Source organism: Streptomyces sp. H27-D2 (assembly GCF_035828615.1).
In the GTDB taxonomy this organism is placed as follows: domain Bacteria; phylum Actinomycetota; class Actinomycetes; order Streptomycetales; family Streptomycetaceae; genus Streptomyces.
Genome location: NZ_JAYMZR010000070.1, coordinates 1 through 14,442, shown reverse-complemented (window position 1 = coordinate 14,442; position 14,442 = coordinate 1). Strand labels below are relative to the sequence as shown.

15 protein-coding genes and 2 pseudogenes are annotated in these 14,442 nt (G+C 70.6%); 12 read left to right on the top strand and 5 right to left on the bottom strand.

Going from position 1 to position 14,442, the window contains the following annotated elements:
• Positions 1 to 233: 233 nt before the first annotated feature.
• The gene (locus QMK28_RS24065) at positions 234 to 725 is read right to left on the bottom strand and encodes an SAV_915 family protein (protein WP_326441433.1); all 492 of its coding nucleotides are present in this window, start codon (positions 723 to 725) and stop codon (positions 234 to 236) included.
• Positions 726 to 988: 263 nt separating this feature from the next.
• Between QMK28_RS24065 and QMK28_RS24060 the strand changes: the two genes are divergently transcribed.
• The gene (locus QMK28_RS24060) at positions 989 to 1,429 is read left to right on the top strand and encodes a nitroreductase family deazaflavin-dependent oxidoreductase (protein WP_326441431.1); all 441 of its coding nucleotides are present in this window, start codon (positions 989 to 991) and stop codon (positions 1,427 to 1,429) included.
• Positions 1,430 to 1,594: 165 nt separating this feature from the next.
• Here the strand turns inward: QMK28_RS24060 and QMK28_RS24055 are convergent.
• Positions 1,595 to 2,038 (bottom strand): annotated as a pseudogene (locus tag QMK28_RS24055) (response regulator transcription factor); the annotation flags it as partial.
• A 190-nt stretch (positions 2,039 to 2,228) separates the two neighbouring features.
• Between QMK28_RS24055 and QMK28_RS24050 the strand changes: the two are divergent.
• Positions 2,229 to 3,770 carry an AMP-binding protein gene (locus QMK28_RS24050; RefSeq protein ID WP_326441429.1) on the top strand — a complete coding sequence of 514 codons (1,542 nt, stop codon included), beginning with the start codon at positions 2,229 to 2,231 and terminating at the stop codon, positions 3,768 to 3,770.
• Between the two features lie 316 nt (positions 3,771 to 4,086).
• On the top strand, positions 4,087 to 4,239 hold the full coding sequence (locus QMK28_RS24045; RefSeq protein WP_326441427.1) for a hypothetical protein: 153 nt from the start codon (positions 4,087 to 4,089) through the stop codon (positions 4,237 to 4,239).
• A 70-nt stretch (positions 4,240 to 4,309) separates the two neighbouring features.
• Here the strand turns inward: QMK28_RS24045 and QMK28_RS24040 are convergent, their stop codons facing one another.
• Positions 4,310 to 4,672: a hypothetical protein gene (locus QMK28_RS24040; protein WP_326441425.1), complete on the bottom strand. Its 363-nt coding sequence runs from the start codon at positions 4,670 to 4,672 to the stop codon at positions 4,310 to 4,312.
• Positions 4,673 to 4,880: 208 nt separating this feature from the next.
• Here QMK28_RS24040 and QMK28_RS24035 point away from each other — a divergent pair, with 208 nt between their 5' ends.
• The 9 genes and pseudogenes from QMK28_RS24035 (at position 4,881) to QMK28_RS23995 (ending at position 12,769) form a co-directional block, all read left to right on the top strand.
• Positions 4,881 to 5,138, top strand: a complete 258-nt coding sequence (locus QMK28_RS24035; protein WP_326441423.1) for a hypothetical protein — start codon at positions 4,881 to 4,883, stop codon at positions 5,136 to 5,138.
• A complete protein-coding gene (locus tag QMK28_RS24030; RefSeq protein WP_326441421.1) occupies positions 5,135 to 5,563 on the top strand; it encodes a thiol-disulfide oxidoreductase DCC family protein in 429 nt (142 codons plus the stop codon). Before QMK28_RS24035 ends, QMK28_RS24030 begins: the two co-directional genes overlap by 4 nt.
• Positions 5,564 to 5,597: 34 nt before the next feature.
• On the top strand, positions 5,598 to 6,389 hold the full coding sequence (locus QMK28_RS24025; protein ID WP_326441419.1) for a serine hydrolase domain-containing protein: 792 nt from the start codon (positions 5,598 to 5,600) through the stop codon (positions 6,387 to 6,389).
• A gap of 435 nt (positions 6,390 to 6,824) precedes the next feature.
• The gene (locus QMK28_RS24020) at positions 6,825 to 8,108 is read left to right on the top strand and encodes a DUF1266 domain-containing protein (RefSeq protein WP_326441417.1); all 1,284 of its coding nucleotides are present in this window, start codon (positions 6,825 to 6,827) and stop codon (positions 8,106 to 8,108) included.
• A gap of 9 nt (positions 8,109 to 8,117) precedes the next feature.
• Positions 8,118 to 8,297, top strand: a pseudogene (locus QMK28_RS24015) (hypothetical protein); the annotation flags it as partial.
• Positions 8,294 to 9,946 carry an AMP-binding protein gene (locus QMK28_RS24010; protein WP_326441415.1) on the top strand — a complete coding sequence of 551 codons (1,653 nt, stop codon included), beginning with the start codon at positions 8,294 to 8,296 and terminating at the stop codon, positions 9,944 to 9,946. The pseudogene QMK28_RS24015 and the gene QMK28_RS24010, both read left to right, overlap by 4 nt.
• A complete protein-coding gene (locus tag QMK28_RS24005) occupies positions 9,946 to 11,679 on the top strand; it encodes an AMP-binding protein (protein WP_326441413.1) in 1,734 nt (577 codons plus the stop codon). The genes QMK28_RS24010 and QMK28_RS24005 overlap by 1 nt, the downstream gene beginning before the upstream one ends.
• Positions 11,680 to 11,747: 68 nt before the next feature.
• Positions 11,748 to 12,335, top strand: coding sequence for a TIGR03086 family metal-binding protein (locus QMK28_RS24000; protein ID WP_326441411.1), 588 nt, complete (start codon positions 11,748 to 11,750; stop codon positions 12,333 to 12,335).
• Between the two features lie 59 nt (positions 12,336 to 12,394).
• On the top strand, positions 12,395 to 12,769 hold the full coding sequence (locus tag QMK28_RS23995) for an RNA-binding S4 domain-containing protein (protein WP_326441409.1): 375 nt from the start codon (positions 12,395 to 12,397) through the stop codon (positions 12,767 to 12,769).
• A 23-nt stretch (positions 12,770 to 12,792) separates the two neighbouring features.
• Here QMK28_RS23995 and QMK28_RS23990 read toward each other — a convergent pair whose 3' ends face one another.
• Positions 12,793 to 13,329 (bottom strand): GNAT family N-acetyltransferase, encoded by a 537-nt coding sequence (locus QMK28_RS23990; protein WP_326441407.1) that lies wholly within the window; start codon positions 13,327 to 13,329, stop codon positions 12,793 to 12,795.
• Between the two features lie 40 nt (positions 13,330 to 13,369).
• Positions 13,370 to 14,092: a hypothetical protein gene (locus QMK28_RS23985; RefSeq protein ID WP_326441475.1), complete on the bottom strand. Its 723-nt coding sequence runs from the start codon at positions 14,090 to 14,092 to the stop codon at positions 13,370 to 13,372.
• Between the last annotated feature and the right edge of the window lie 350 nt (positions 14,093 to 14,442).

Sequence of the window (14,442 nt, the reverse complement as noted above, 5' to 3'; positions counted from 1 at the left end):
AAGCGCACCCTCATGCGTGACCCGCAGGGATGACCTCGGTGACCCGTAGGCGTGCTCTCGGTGCCTGACCCTCCTGCGCGCCGGACGGCTCCGTCAGGGCCGACGGCTCCCACAGCCCCACAGCCCCGGAGCTCCTGCAGCTCCGTCGACGGGGAGCCGGGGCATCGGATGGGGTCAGGGTCGATCTGGCCGGACCGGACCCGGTCAGGTCCGGTCGGGCCGGTGGGGCAGGGCTAGGCGGCGGTCGCTCTGCCGGTCGGGGCCTTGGCCTTGCCGTCCTGCGTGGGACGGGCGGTGCGTGCGGACAGCGCGGGACGCGGGGCGCCGGCGGGCGGTCCGGCCGGGACACCGGCGACGGCGGCTTCGGGCTTGGTCCAGGACGTGTGGTCCGCCTCTGGCTGACGGCGCGCGGTCAGCAGCGGGTCGACGGAGAGCCGGTCGACGCCCAGCGGTGCGGCGAGGGCGCGCACGGCGGTCGCGGCGAGGCGGATCCACGGCTGCTGCGGGCCGAGGACGCGGGAGAGCTGCAGCGCCGAGGTGAAGGCGACTGCCGTGCGGGTGCCGATGGGGGTGCGGTAGATGCGCAGGGAGAATCCGGCAGAGCATGTCTGTACGGGTACGTACAGCGACTCTGCCGACCGATCGTGGGTCGGGTCTCCGTCCTCGGTGCGCGAATGGTCGGTGCGGCTGCTCTGCGGGGTGCGGCTCGCGGGCAATGTGGGCATAGCGGTCCTCCGTGCGGTGATCGCGGGTACCGTCGGGCGCTGGTGGGCCCCGGCGCGTGCACTGTTGAGGCTATGGGTACGGAGCGGAGCGATGTGCTTTCCCCGATGGGATATTCAGCACGTTTGGGAGCGGATTGACGGCTCATCGGCAATCGCCGGCCCGTTCCCGCACACCGCGAACGGCCCTCGGCGGCGCTCCGGGGGGCCCTTCGCGGACGCGACGAAGACACCACGGATGAACGAATCGATACAAAGGCGGCGACGTGACGGAATACGACGACAAAGCGGTGACCATCAGCCCCACGAACTGGGTCGCGGAGCAGGCTCGGCTGTACGAGGAGTCCGGCGGCACCAAGGGCACCAGCATCAACGGCGCCCCGTGCCTCCTGATGGACTACCTCGGCCGGCGCAGCGGCACGTGGCATCGGACGGTGCTCATTTTCGGCCAGGACGGCGACGACTACCTGATCGTCGCCTCGAACGGCGGCGCGGCCGATCACCCGCTCTGGTACCTGAACCTCCAGGACCATCCGGACGTCGAACTGCGGGTGTACGCGGAGCGGTTCGCCGCACGGGCGGAGACGCTGTCGTCTGACGAGAAGGCGCGGGTGTGGCCGGGGCTGGTCGACTTGTTCGCGCCGTACGCGGATTACCGGAAGCGGACTGAACGGGACATTCCGGTGGTGCGGTTGCGGCGGGTCTGAGCGGGAGGGTGGCCGGGCGCGGTGGCTCTCCGGGGTACGCGCGCCTTCGGCCGCGCTGTCCTCAGCCGCCTGGGGGCACCTTCCCAACGAAGGCTGGGGGAGATTGAGCCCCGCCCGTCCACCGGCGCGCGGTCCGGTCAACCACTGCCGCCCGCCGGCCCCCGGCTACGGCAGCAGCCCCGCCCGCCGCGCCGCGACCACCGCCTCCAGCCGAGTCCGCGCCCCCAGCTTCCGCATGGAGGACCGCAGATAGCTCTTCACCGTCTCGGGGCGCAGCCCCAACCGCTCCGCCGTCGAGGCGTTGGTCGCGCCCGTCGCCACGCAGGCCAGTACGTCCACCTCGCGCGGCGGCAGCGCCAGCGGCAGTCCGTCGCCGCCCGGCCCCACGACGCGGGGCCGCCGGCTCCTCGCCGGGCCGTCGCCCGCTCCCATGCCGCCGGGCCGCTGCCCGCCGCTCGGGCCGAGCCGGCTCGCGCGGGACGCCGCCGCGAGCCGGCCGCAGGCCGTCAGCAGCTCCAGCCGCAGCGCGGCGTCGGCGACCCGCTGGGCCAGGGCGTGCAACTCGCCGTGAGCCTCGCGGACCTCCTCCCAGGCGGCCGGGTCGGGCCCGCACCGGCGACATCGGCTCCCGCGACGCCGAGGGGTATATCACCTATATCGGCCGTTCCGGTGACGTTTTGATGACGCCGACATCAGATGTCATTCGTATTGAATTGCGGCTGGATTGACGGTCTGCCACCTTCGCGGAGACGCAACCGGGCACTCCAGCTCGACAAGCCCTAAAAAACAGGAGAGCGCAATGCGGATTCCGATGACCGTCGCGGACTTTCTCGACAGAGCGGAGCTGGGGTTCCCCTCCAGCGTCGGCCTGGTGGACGAGCCGGATCAACCCGGCTCGCCGGTACCCGAGTTGACGTACGGACAACTCGCCGTTCGCGTACGCGCGTGGCAGGCAGGGTTCGACGCGCTCGGTGTGGGCGAAGGGGAGCGGGTGGCGGTGGTCAGCCACAACTCCGCCCGCCTCCTTGAGTTGCTGTTCGCGGTACCGATGAGCGGCCGGATCTGCGTACCGGTCAACTTCCGTCTCAACCCCGAAGAGATCGATTATCTGGTACAGCAGAGCGGATCGTCGGTCCTGCTCATCGACCCGGAACTGGATGACGCACTGTCCCGCGTCAAGGTGCGCCACCGCTTCGTCCTGGGCGAGCACACCGAGAACGAGCTGATGCGCTTCGGCGTGGAGCCCCGCGCATGGTCGAAGCCCGACGAGGACGCCACCGCGACGATCAACTACACCTCAGGAACCACAGCTCGCCCCAAGGGTGTTCAGCTGACGCACCGCAACATCTGGGCGAACGCGATGACCTTCGGTCTGCACACCCGGGCCTGGGAACGCGACGTCTACATGCACATCCTGCCGATGTTTCACTGCAACGGCTGGGGAATGCCGTTCGTGATGGCCGGCCTGGGAGTGAAACAAGTGGTGCTGCGCAAGGTCGACGGCGCGGAGATCCTGCGCCGCATCGACGAGCACGGCGTCACCCTCATGTGCGGCGCACCAGCGGTGTGGAACGCGGTGCTCGACGCAGCGGCGACATGGGACGGCGAGATCCCCGGCCGCGACCGCGTCCGCATCGTCTGCGCCGGAGCCCCACCGTCCAGCAGGATGATCCAGCGCGTGGGCGAAGACCTGGGCTGGGAGTTCACCCAGATCTACGGCCTGACCGAGACCTCCCCGGTCCTCACCTTCAACCGAGCCCAGCCGGCCGACGCGAACCTGCCCGCCGAGGAACAGGCCCGCAAGCTCTCCCGCGCGGGACTGCCCGCCCTCGGAGTCAAGCTGAAAGTCTCCGAATCCGGCGAAATCCTGGCCCGGTCGAACGTCGTACTCGACGCCTACTGGAACAAACCGGAAGAGACTGCGGCGGCCTTGGAAGGCGGCTGGTTCCACACCGGCGACGGCGGCACGATCGACGCCACCGACGGCCACCTGACGATCTCGGACCGTAAGAAGGACGTGATCATCACAGGCGGTGAGAACGTCTCCTCGATCGAAGTAGAAGACACGATCTTCAGCCACCCCGCAGTAGCCGAGGTAGCAGTCATCGGCGTCCCCCACGAAAAATGGGGCGAGACGATCAAAGCCCTCGTGGTCCTGGCCGAAGGAGCAACTGTCCAAGAGGCCGACATCATCGCCCACTGCAAGCAACGGCTGGCTGGCTACAAGGCTCCGACCACCGTCGAATTCCGCGATGCCATTCCCCGCACAGCCACCGGCAAGATCCAAAAATTCAAACTCCGCCAACCGTACTGGTCCGACATGGACCGAAACGTCAACTGACTGCTCCGGGCGGGACGCCCGGAACCTGATCGAGGCGGTTGTCCGGCTGGATCGCCGGTGCCTGGATCGCCGGTACTTGGCCGCAGGTTCGAGTCCCCGGCCGGAGCCACACAACATGGCTGGTCGCGATCAGGACGCTGACCTGCGAATTTATGCCACCGTAGCCGTTGCGGGGCGGGCACGGTTGCTATCGCTCCAGCCAGTGAGGGTCTTGACGGCTGCTGAATCGGCGAGCGTGGTGAGGAAGCGGATCGCCCTGGGCTGACGCCCCTTCATGGGTAAAGCCGACCTCACGGAAAATCGGCACGCCGGCGGGATGCTGGGAGGCCCCCTCGACGACCAGGACCTCGCCCGCTTCCTCGGCGTTGTGATCCAGGGCCCAGGCGCGTTCCGCCGGTTCAAGGACACGCTGGCCACCTCACCGGCGCAGCAGTCCCGCTACTGGTTGTTCTCGATGGAACGGCAGTAGGCCGGGGCAGGGCCTGGCTCGCCGACCACGGATACCGGCCCGCACCACCCGGCCCCTGCCCCGGCCGCGCTCACGGCCCCCAGTGCCGGTAGGCCTGGATCCATTCGGTCCCCTCGGGTGCCGGAGCCGGCAGCGGGAGGTCGAGGATGCCGATCGCTTGCCGGTATCTCCCGCGGGTGCAGATGGCCACGATCTGGCTGCCGGGGAGGAGGCCTATCTTCTTCACGGTGACCTCGACCCCGAGAAGGACCGTCTTGAACGGGACATCCAGATGCTCAGCGATCATTGTGTAGAGCCCGTCGAGCTGCTCTTCGTCGCTGTAGGCATCCACCGTGGCCTGTGTGACCAGCTCATCGAGTTGTGCCTCGCTCAGCTGCTTGCCCATGGCCATCACGATATCGGTGGCGTCGCCCGGCTCTCCATCCTTTTTCATCTCTCCATCGGATTATTCATGGGCTGACGAGCTTTGCTCTCACGATGGTGGCGTGTGACCTCATATTTTTGATTCGGCCATTAGCCGAAGCCTTGATTGTCGCCCGGCGGGTGGGAAAACAGATCTGGGAACAGTCGCGATCCCGCCTCGGCTGGCCGAAAACATCCGCTGACGTGACACCGGTGGCCGCGGCAATGGAAGATTCCGGGTGAACCAGGAAAAGAGGCAGATCGCGATGGGGATCGCAGCGGAAGACGAAGCAGCCGAGCTGGTCGTTCACTCGGCCGCCGCGAACTCCTACACGGAAGCCGAAGTGGCCCTGTCACAACTGCTGCTGGACCAATTCGTCGCCGGGCAGGCGTCACCCGCAATGTTGACGGACTGGCTTCACACATCCCCGAACCGCGGAAACCCTCGCCCCCGGCAGCGCGAAGCACTCCTCCGCGAATGGACGCGAACCGCGTGAGCGCCCCTGCCCTCCCCGTCCTGGCCTTTGACGGCGACTGCGGCTTCTGCCAGGCCGCGGTCACCGCCATCAGGACCAGCGCCCGCCCGGCCATCACGGCCGTACCGTGGCAGACACTGCCGGACGCCGTCACCCGTCCGCACCTGGACCGCTTGGACAAGGAAGTCCTCCTGTTCCACGGCGACGCCATCGATGCCGGCGGCGCCGCAGCTCTGGCCCGCTACGTCAGGTCCTCGCCCTCCCGCCGATACCGCATAGCGGCAGCCCTCCTCAGCCTGCCGGGCATCCGTCTCTGCGCCCGCCGGGTCTACGCCCTGGTCTCCACGCACCGGGCACGGATGCCCGGTGCCACCGCAGCGTGCGCAGCACCTCAGCCTCGCCATCCCCAGGACCACCAGCCTTCGCAGCAGAAGGGACAGCTCTGACATGCGCGCTGTGCCCACCTGCATTCTCGGCAGCATGGCCTCCCCCCGGGTCAGCCACGGCCACGACGCGGATGCCTTCGTGGAGATCGGGTCGCTCACCAAAGTGCTGACCGGCACCGCGTGGATGAGGATGGCAGCGGCCGGGGCGATCGGCGCCGACGACCTGGTCGATCACTGGCTGGACGCGCCCGCCGGTACCGGCATCACCCTGCGCCACCTGGCAGAGCACACCTCGGGGCTTCCCCGCCTGCCGCCTGACCTGGCGCGCGCAGACCCGTACGCCTCCTTCAACCAACCTGAACTGCAGAAATTGCTCCGCCGACTTCCGGCCATCACACTCCAGCCACCGGGCGCAGAAGAGACGTACTCCAACCTGGGCTATGCGGTCCTCGGCGCGGCACTCACCGCCGCGTCCGCCCTGCCCTACGAAGACCTCATACGCGAGTACGTACTCGACCCGCTGGGCCTCAGCGACCTGGTCACCGCACACCCGCCGGCACAACGCCTGCACTCCACCGGAGCCTTCGGACGCCGCCGACCAACCTGGACCATGGACGGCGCGATCCTCCCCGCAGGAGGAATGTGGGCCACGCCCCGCGCCGCCGCCCGACTGCTCACCGGCATACTCCTCGACGCTGAACTGGGCCCCATCGCCCCGACATGGCGCACAGCAGGCCCCTTGAAATGGCACAACGGAGCGACACGCAACGCCTCAGTCTTCGCCGGCGCCTTCCCCAACGGCCCCTGGGTACTGGTCCACCGGCTGGGCGGCGCACCGGACCGGACAGAGGAAATCGCATTGCAGTACCTGACCGAGGTCCAATAGCCCCGGAGACCGGACGGGGGCGCTCTACGAGTCCGGGATTCGCGTTCGATGCAGGATGCGTCGGCCTGGGCCGCCGTACGACGCTGTTCCCGCCCGCAGCTGCTACGCCGTGGCCGGTCTTCATCAGCCCACATCCGGGGGTGCCAGGCACGCCACTTCAGTTCCTGGACCAGCCCCTGTTCCTCGGGCCGACCGAACGTCACAGGTTCGTCGTTGTGTGCTGGCTGGTCATGAACCTCGCCCTGCGGCGGGCCCCACCACGGCCGCATCGATGTGGACCGGCAGCGCGAGGCGCCGGCTGGCCCGAGGGTTGGCGTCCGCCGCTGTGGCAGCGTCGCGGCCACGACGCTGGACCCATCGGGCAAGGCCTGTGCGCAGCAGGGGGCCAGGAGGTCGCTGGGGACCGGTGCGGGAGTGCTCGATAGGGTTCCCGTCATGGGGTTGTGGAGCGAGGTGGGACCTGTTGCTGAGCCGGTGCAGATCGGTCACGAGGCGCAGGCGGCGCGGTGGCAGGCGCCGAGTGTGGTCGAGCACGAGTTGTACGCGGCGAAGGCGCGCGGGGATTGGGCCGGGTACTTGGACGTGCTGGGGCGTACGCTCCTGTTCATCGCTGACTCCCGTGCGCGTCTCGACGTCCGTCCCGAGACGGTGGTGTTCACCCCGTACTGGGACACCCGGGTCCGATCCAGTTGCCTGGCCGTCTTCACCCCGGGCATGCTCCCCGCCCCGGTCGCGGACCCCGTCCTCGTCTCCCGCTCCTTGAACTGGTACGCGGAGTCGTGGAAGGAGGGAGACCCTCCCCTGCTGGCCGTCAACCCCGGCAGCCCCTGCGAGGCGTTCCTTGCGACGACGCCCGCGCACCGCGCCGTGTGGCGCCGGCACGCCGACCGGGTCTTCGGCGGCGGCCTGCCACAACACCAGCTCAGCACCCTGCATGTGGGCGGCCCGCTGCACGGCCGGCTGGCCCACGGGCTGGCGTGCGCGGCCTTGATGTTCGTCAAGAACAGCGAGTTCTGGAACGCCATGGCATACCACGGCGGGGGCTACACCGACGAGAAGGACAGGCTCCGGGACCACTGGGGGGTCACTAACCGCGCAGAATGGCAGCGCACTCAGGAGCGCCTGCTCCAGGCGCAGATGATCAGCGGGGTCTGGGAGTTCGCGCTCGGCCTCCGCCGCTCCCTCGCCCTGGACTTCGCAGGCCCCATCGGCGTGGATCACTGGCGGCAGGTGGCCGACCGCGTGCTGCGGAACAACGCCGTGAAGAACGCCGAGGCCCGGATCACCGCCGAAGGCGTCACCACGGCGCAACCCCGCGACGACGCCGTGGTGGAGGCCCAGGTCGCGGGAGTACAGCGGCTCATCGGCCGCATTACCCGCTACGAGGCCCGCTTCCGGGCGGACGGTCTGCTGCCGGAGGACAAGTTCGTCCGCACGGTGGAGGCCTGGGACTACGGACGGGCGTCGGGAATGGCCCGCTGGGGGCTTGCCGCGCGCTACTGCACCCTCCAGGAAGCTGAGCGGGCTGTCCTGTCCGCCGGCCGGTCCAGCCAGGCCAACTACCGTTCCTGGGAGGAGTTCTCCGCCGCGTACATTCTCGGGCGCTGCCTCCACTTCGATGAAGAGGAGTTCGGAGACTGGTACGGGGAGATGCTCGCAGCCCACCGTGTCCTCACCACCGAGCCCTCCAGCCCGTGGCTCAACATCCCCTGGAAGTAGCACCGCGACGCGCGCGTCCTGTTCGCGCACTCGCGGGCCGTACTCGCCCCGTACAAACGCCTGCGCCGACTGGAGTTCGCCGAACTGCCCAAGACCGTCTCCGGCAAGATCCGCCGCATCGAACTGCGGGAACGCACCGCGGCCCAGGGCGGCTCCGACGCCGAATACCGTGAGGAGAGCCGACCATGACCGAGGCACGTGGGACAGAGCTCGCGGACGCGAGCCGTTCGTACGTCAGCGGGACCGGCAGCACCCCACTGCTGGGCGACACCATCGGCCGCAACCTCGACCGCGCCATCGCCGCCTTCCCCGACCACGAGGCGCTGGTCGACCTGGAGAGCGGCCGGCGCTGGACCTACGCGGCGTTCGGCGAGGCCGTCGAGGAGGTCGCGCTCGGGCTGCTGGCCAAGGGCGTGCTCAAGGGCGACCGGGTCGGCATCTGGGCGCTCAACCGCCCCGAGTGGGTGCTCGTCCAGTACGCGACCGCCCGGATCGGCGCGATCATGGTCAACCTCAACCCGGCCTACCGGGTGCACGAGTTGGCGTACGTCCTCAAGCAGGCCGGCATCGAGGTGCTGATCTCCGAGGTCGCGTACAAGACCAGCGACTACCGCCGGATGGTCGAACAGGTCCGCGCCGAAAGCCCCGCGCTGCGCGACGTCGTCTACCTCGGCAGCGCCACCTGGGACGGCCTGATCGCGGCCGGCTCCGGCATCCCGCACGGGCGGCTGGCGGCCCGCGAGGCCGAGCTGAGCTGCGACGACCCGGTCAACATCCAGTACACCTCGGGCACCACCGGTTTCCCCAAGGGCGCGACCCTCTCGCACCACAACATCCTCAACAACGGCTACTCCGTCGGCGAGATGGTCGGCTACACCGAGAACGACCGGGTCTGCCTGCCGGTGCCCTTCTACCACTGCTTCGGCATGGTCATGGGCAACCTCGGCGTCACCAGCCACGGCGGCTGCATCGTCATCCCCGCGCCGTCCTTCGACCCCACCGCGACGCTGCGCGCCGTCGAGCGGGAGCGCTGCACCTCGCTGTACGGGGTGCCGACGATGTTCATCGCCGAGCTGAACCTGCCCGACTTCGCGACCTACGACCTCGCCTCGCTGCGCACCGGGATCATGGCCGGGTCGCCGTGTCCGGTCGAGGTGATGAAGCGGGTCGTCGCCGAGATGCACATGGCCGAGGTGTCCATCTGCTACGGCATGACCGAGACCTCGCCGGTCTCCACCCAGACCCGGCGCGAGGACGACCTGGAGCGCAGGACCGGGACGGTGGGCCGGGTGCTGCCGCACCTGGAGGTGAAGGTCGTCGACCCGGTCAGCGGGGTGACGGTGCCGCGCGGCGAGCCGGGGGAGCTGTGCACCCGCGGCTACTCGGTGATGCTCGGCTACTGGGACGAGCCGGAGCGCACCGCAGAGGTGATCGACGCCGGGCGCTGGATGCACACCGGCGATCTCGCGGTGCTGCGCGAGGACGACTACCTGCAGATCGTCGGACGGATAAAAGACATGATCATCCGCGGTGGCGAGAACGTGTACCCGCGCGAGATCGAGGAGTTCCTCCACACCCACCCCAAGATCGCCGATGTCCAGGTGGTCGGGGTGCCCGACGCGAAGTACGGCGAGGAGGTGCTCGCCTGCGTCATCCTGCGCGACCCCGGCGACCCGCTCACCCAGGAGGAGCTGAGCCGCTTCTGCCGGGGACGGCTCGCGCACTACAAGGTGCCGCGCCACCTTCGCGTCGTCGAGGCGTTCCCGATGACGGTCAGCGGCAAGGTCCGCAAGGTCGAACTGCGCGAGCTCGCGGCACGCGAACTGATGGAGGACTGATGGCACTTGCCCGGGACGGCTCGCGGGATGGCTCTCGGGAGGGCCCGCAGGACGGCCCGCAGGACGGCTCCCCGCACGGGCCCCGGTCCGGTGCCGACTCCTACGGGACCAGGGCCGACTCCTACGAGAGCGGGGTCGGCGGCGAGCCGCTGCTCGGCGACACCATCGGCGTCAACCTGGCCCGTACGGCCCGGCGCTTCGGCGACCGCGAGGCGCTGGTGGACTGTCCGAGCGGACGCCGCTGGACCTACGCGGAGTTCGACCGCGATGTCGATGAGGTCGCCAGGGGGCTGCTCGCGCACGGCGTGCTCAAGGGCGACCGGATCGGCATCTGGGCCCCCAGCTGCGCCGAGTGGGCGCTGCTCCAGTACGCCACCGCCCGCACCGGCGCGGTCCTGGTCAGCCTCAACCCGGCGTACGGAGAACATGAGTTGGGCTACGCCCTGCGGCAGGCCGGGGTCGGCATCCTGATCGCGGCGCTGGAGCACCGCGGCGCGGACTGCCGCGCCGCCGTCGCCGCCGTACGCCCCGACTGCCCGGAACTGCGGCACGTCATGCACCTCGGCGACCCGTCCTGGGACGCGCTGCTCGCGGCGGCCACTGGAGTTCCGGCCGGGCGGCTGGCGGCCCGCGAGGCCGAGCTGAGCTGCGACGACCCGGTCATCATCCAGTACACCTCGGGCACCACCGGCTTCCCGAAGGGGGCCACGCTCAGCCACCACAACGTGCTGAACAACGGCTACGCGGTCGGCGAGATCCTCAACTACACCGAGAACGACCGCATTTGCCTCCCGGTGCCGCTCTACCACACCTTCGGCATGGTCCTCGGGACCCTCGGCGCGACCAGCCGGGGAGCCTGTGTGGTCATCCCCGCGCCGTCCTTCGACCCGGCGGCGACCCTGCGCGCGGTCGCGGACGAGCGCTGCACCTCGTTGTACGGGGTGCCGACGATGTTCATCGCCGAGCTGAACCTGCCGGACTTCGCGAGCTACGACCTCAGCTCGCTGCGCACCGGCGTGATGGGGGCCTCGCCGTGCCCGGTCGAGGTCATGAAGCGGGTGCTGTCCGAGATGCACATGGCCGAGGTCTCGATCGCGTACGGCATGACCGAGACCTCCCCGGTCTCCGCCCAGACCCGGCGCGACGACGGCCTGGAGCGGCGCACCGAGACCGTCGGCCAGGTGCTCCCGCACCTTGAGCTGAAGATCGTCGATCCGGTGACCGGGGTGACGGTGCCGCGCGGCGAACAGGGCGAGCTGTGCATCCGGGGCTATTCGGTGATGCTCGGCTACTGGGACGACCCGCAGCGCACCGCCGAGGCGATCGACGCGGCCCGCTGGATGCACAGCGGGGACCTCGCGACGATGCGCGAGGACGGCTGCGTCCGGATCGTCGGCCGGATCAAGGACATGATCATCCGAGGCGGCGAGAACATCTACCCGCGCGAGATCGAGGAGTTCCTGCACACCCACCCCAAGATCGCCGACGTCCAGGTGGTCGGCGTCCCGGACGAGGCGTACGGCGAGGAGGTCGCCGCCTGCGTCATCCTCGCGCCCGGCGCGGACGGCCTCACCCGCGAGGAGATCGCCGACTTCTGCCGGGGCCGGCTCGCCCGCTACAAGGTGCCGAGGTACGTGCGGCTGATGGACGCGTATCCGCTGACCGCGAGCGGCAAGGTGCGCAAGGTCGAGCTGCGGCGGTGGGCCGCGGACAGTACCGCCGGAACGCGCTGAAGGTCCGGGACCGCTCCAACATCCCCAACCATCGGATCCGGGGCGGTCCCGGAGCTAGGGTCGGATCCATGAGTGACACAACGTGGGAAATCCTCGACCAGGCTCACCAGGCGTTGCGCACCGCCGTCGCGGGAGTGCCCGCCGACGGCTGGCAGCTCTCGACCCCCTGCGAGCAATGGGACGTCGCCCAGGTGCTGCAACACGCCGCCGGGGACCAGCTCGCCTACGTCGCGAAGCTCACCGGCGGGCCGGGCCCGGCCTACGACGCGTTCGCCCCCTCCGGCACCCTCGACTCCAGCCCGGCCGAGCTGCTGGAGCCGGCCCTGGCCCGCTCCGCCGAGGCCTTCGCCGCGGTCGGCCCCGCCGACCAGGACGTGCCGGTGCCGCTGCCCCCGTTCAAGCTCCCCGCCGACCTGGCGGTCGAGGCGGCGGCGCTCGACGCGGCGGTGCACGCCTGGGACATCGCCGTCGCGACCGGACAGCCGTCGCCGCTGACGCCGTCGATGGCCCAGGCGCTGCGCCCGGTCGCGGACGCCCTGGCGGAACCGCTGCGCGGCTTCGCCTTCGTCCCGGCGATCGAGCCCGCCCCCGACGCGGACGCGCTGAGCTCGCTGCTCAACCACCTGGGCCGTCGGGCGGACTGGACCGCGCCGTAGTGCGGGCGGCTCGCGGGAAAAGTTCGATGCGAGCGGACCGCCAGCCGTAGAGTCGTGTCATGGCTGCAGACGAGGGGACCGTACGGGTCGACAGTTGGATTTGGTCCGTACGGCTCACGAAGACCCGGTCGCTGGCCGCCGCGGCCTGCCGCGCGGGCCATGTCCGCGTCAACAACGAGCGCGTGAAGCCGGCCCAGGCCGTGCGCTCGGGGGACGAGGTGCGGCTGCGGCAGGGCGGCGTCGAGCGGGTCGTCGTCGTGACGCGCATCGTGCGCAAGCGGGTCGGGGCGGTCGTCGCCGTGGAGTGCTTCATCGACAACAGCCCGCCGCCGCCCACCCGCGCGGACGCCGTGGCGATCGGCCACCGGGACCGCGGCGCGGGGCGTCCCACCAAGCGCGACCGGCGCGACATGGAAGACCTGCGCGGCCACTGAGGTCACCTGCGCGGCCAGTGAGGTCACAGGTCCCGCCGCATGCACACCCGGGGCCACCGGTCGAGGCCGTGCGCGGCTTCCCGCTCGCGGATGTCCCGTAGCCCCGGCGTCAGTTCGCTGTCGGGCAGCGGGCGGAAGCCGATCCGGGTGTAGTACGGGGCGTTCCACGGGACGTCCGTGAAGGTCGTGAGCGTCAGCGCCGCCAGTCCGTCCGGCCTCGCGAGCGCGGCGGCGTGGTCGAGCAGCGCGCGCCCCACGCCCCGGTGGGCGCTGTCCGGGTGCACCGAGAGCTGCTCGATGTGCGCGCAGCCGTCGACGACGTCGGTGAGCAGATAGGCGATCACCCGGCCGTCGGGGCCGCCGTCGCCGAAGCCGTCGCTCCCCGGCTCGACCGCGACCCAGGCCCGCCCGGCGCGCCGGTACCCGTCGAGCACGTCCAGCGCCGGCGGCTCGTCGTCGGCGATCTCGGACATGCCGACGGCGTGAAAGAGGGTGCCCGCGGCCCGTTCGATGTCCTGGAGGGCGGGCAGTTCCTCCGGGCGGCTCAACCGGATACGCATGGGTCATTGTGGTCGCCCCGCCGCCGCTCGCGCGAGCGCGTCAGCCCGGACCCGAGCGGATCAGCTCGTCGGCCGGGTCGTTGGCCGGCTGCGGGGTGCCCGTGAGGTCCATGACGAAGAGCGGGAGGTGCAGTTGGTCGGCGCGGGAGCGGGCGTCGGCGGCGTAGCCGGCCAGTGAGAAGAAGACGGCGGCGGAGGAGAGGTTGCGGCCGTGCAGCCAGAGGCACTCGATGTCGGGCAGGCCGGTGGCGCGCGTGGTGGGGTCCACCTGGGCGACGATTCCGGGACCGCGCAGGTCCACCCCGGACGCCGGGCGGTCGCCCGGCTGCGGCTGGTCGGTCCGGATCAACTCCTTGTAGCCGAGCCACCGCAGGTACTGGGCGGCGGCGGTCACCGCGTCCCGCGCCGTGCGGATGGTCACTGGCTGGAAGGCGGCCCGCAACACGGCCGCCGCGCCCTCTTCCGGCGCGGCGGCCGGCGGCTCCGGCCGGGGGACGGCCGGCAGCGGCGCCACCGGGAGGCGGAGCAGCGCGCCGCAGCCGCAGCCCAACTCCGGCTGGGGCCAGTGCTCCTCGCGACCGCAGGACTGACAGCGCGCCGTCACCCAGGAGTTCCGCCAGGTGCGCTGCCGGACCTCGGCGGGGACGCCGTCGGGCAGCAGCGGCAGGGTCAGCGGCGCGCCGCACGAGCAGGGCAGCGTGGGCGGGGTGAACGACTGCTCGCGGCGGCAGACGGGGCACCGTACGGGCACGCTCGCGGCCATTTTTTGGGGCTCCAGCAGGGTCCGTAGGAAGGTGACGGTCCCCATGCTCCCCGATGTGCGGGGCCGCCGGGAGGAAGTCGCCGGATTCCATGAATTCCGCTCGCACGGAGGGCTGTTGGGGCCGGCCGGGATGCGGGGCGCGCGCCCGCCGAAAGAGAGCGCGAGTACGGAGCGCGCGCAGACGAAAGGCGCGGCCCCCGGGTGCGCGAGGGCCGCGCCCCTCGGGCGTGGAGCCGTCCGACGGCGCGAGACAGGCGCGACAGGACATTCGCGCCGCCGGACGGGGGCTGTGGTGGTGCGGGCGGGGCCCCGCGGCGGCGGCGATCGCATTGCGGTGCGCTTCCCTCAGG

Coding starts and splice junctions, on each gene's coding strand:
- QMK28_RS24040 (WP_326441425.1), bottom strand. CDS start 4,672: ATGAAAAAGGATGGAGAGCCGGGCGACGCCACCGATATCGTGATGGCC.
- QMK28_RS23990 (WP_326441407.1), bottom strand. CDS start 13,329: ATGCGTATCCGGTTGAGCCGCCCGGAGGAACTGCCCGCCCTCCAGGAC.
- QMK28_RS24020 (WP_326441417.1), top strand. CDS start 6,825: ATGGGGTTGTGGAGCGAGGTGGGACCTGTTGCTGAGCCGGTGCAGATC.
- QMK28_RS24025 (WP_326441419.1), top strand. CDS start 5,598: ATGGCCTCCCCCCGGGTCAGCCACGGCCACGACGCGGATGCCTTCGTG.
- QMK28_RS24010 (WP_326441415.1), top strand. CDS start 8,294: ATGACCGAGGCACGTGGGACAGAGCTCGCGGACGCGAGCCGTTCGTAC.
- QMK28_RS24050 (WP_326441429.1), top strand. CDS start 2,229: ATGCGGATTCCGATGACCGTCGCGGACTTTCTCGACAGAGCGGAGCTG.
- QMK28_RS23995 (WP_326441409.1), top strand. CDS start 12,395: ATGGCTGCAGACGAGGGGACCGTACGGGTCGACAGTTGGATTTGGTCC.
- QMK28_RS24000 (WP_326441411.1), top strand. CDS start 11,748: ATGAGTGACACAACGTGGGAAATCCTCGACCAGGCTCACCAGGCGTTG.
- QMK28_RS24065 (WP_326441433.1), bottom strand. CDS start 725: ATGCCCACATTGCCCGCGAGCCGCACCCCGCAGAGCAGCCGCACCGAC.
- QMK28_RS24005 (WP_326441413.1), top strand. CDS start 9,946: ATGGCACTTGCCCGGGACGGCTCGCGGGATGGCTCTCGGGAGGGCCCG.
- QMK28_RS24045 (WP_326441427.1), top strand. CDS start 4,087: ATGCTGGGAGGCCCCCTCGACGACCAGGACCTCGCCCGCTTCCTCGGC.
- QMK28_RS23985 (WP_326441475.1), bottom strand. CDS start 14,092: ATGGCCGCGAGCGTGCCCGTACGGTGCCCCGTCTGCCGCCGCGAGCAG.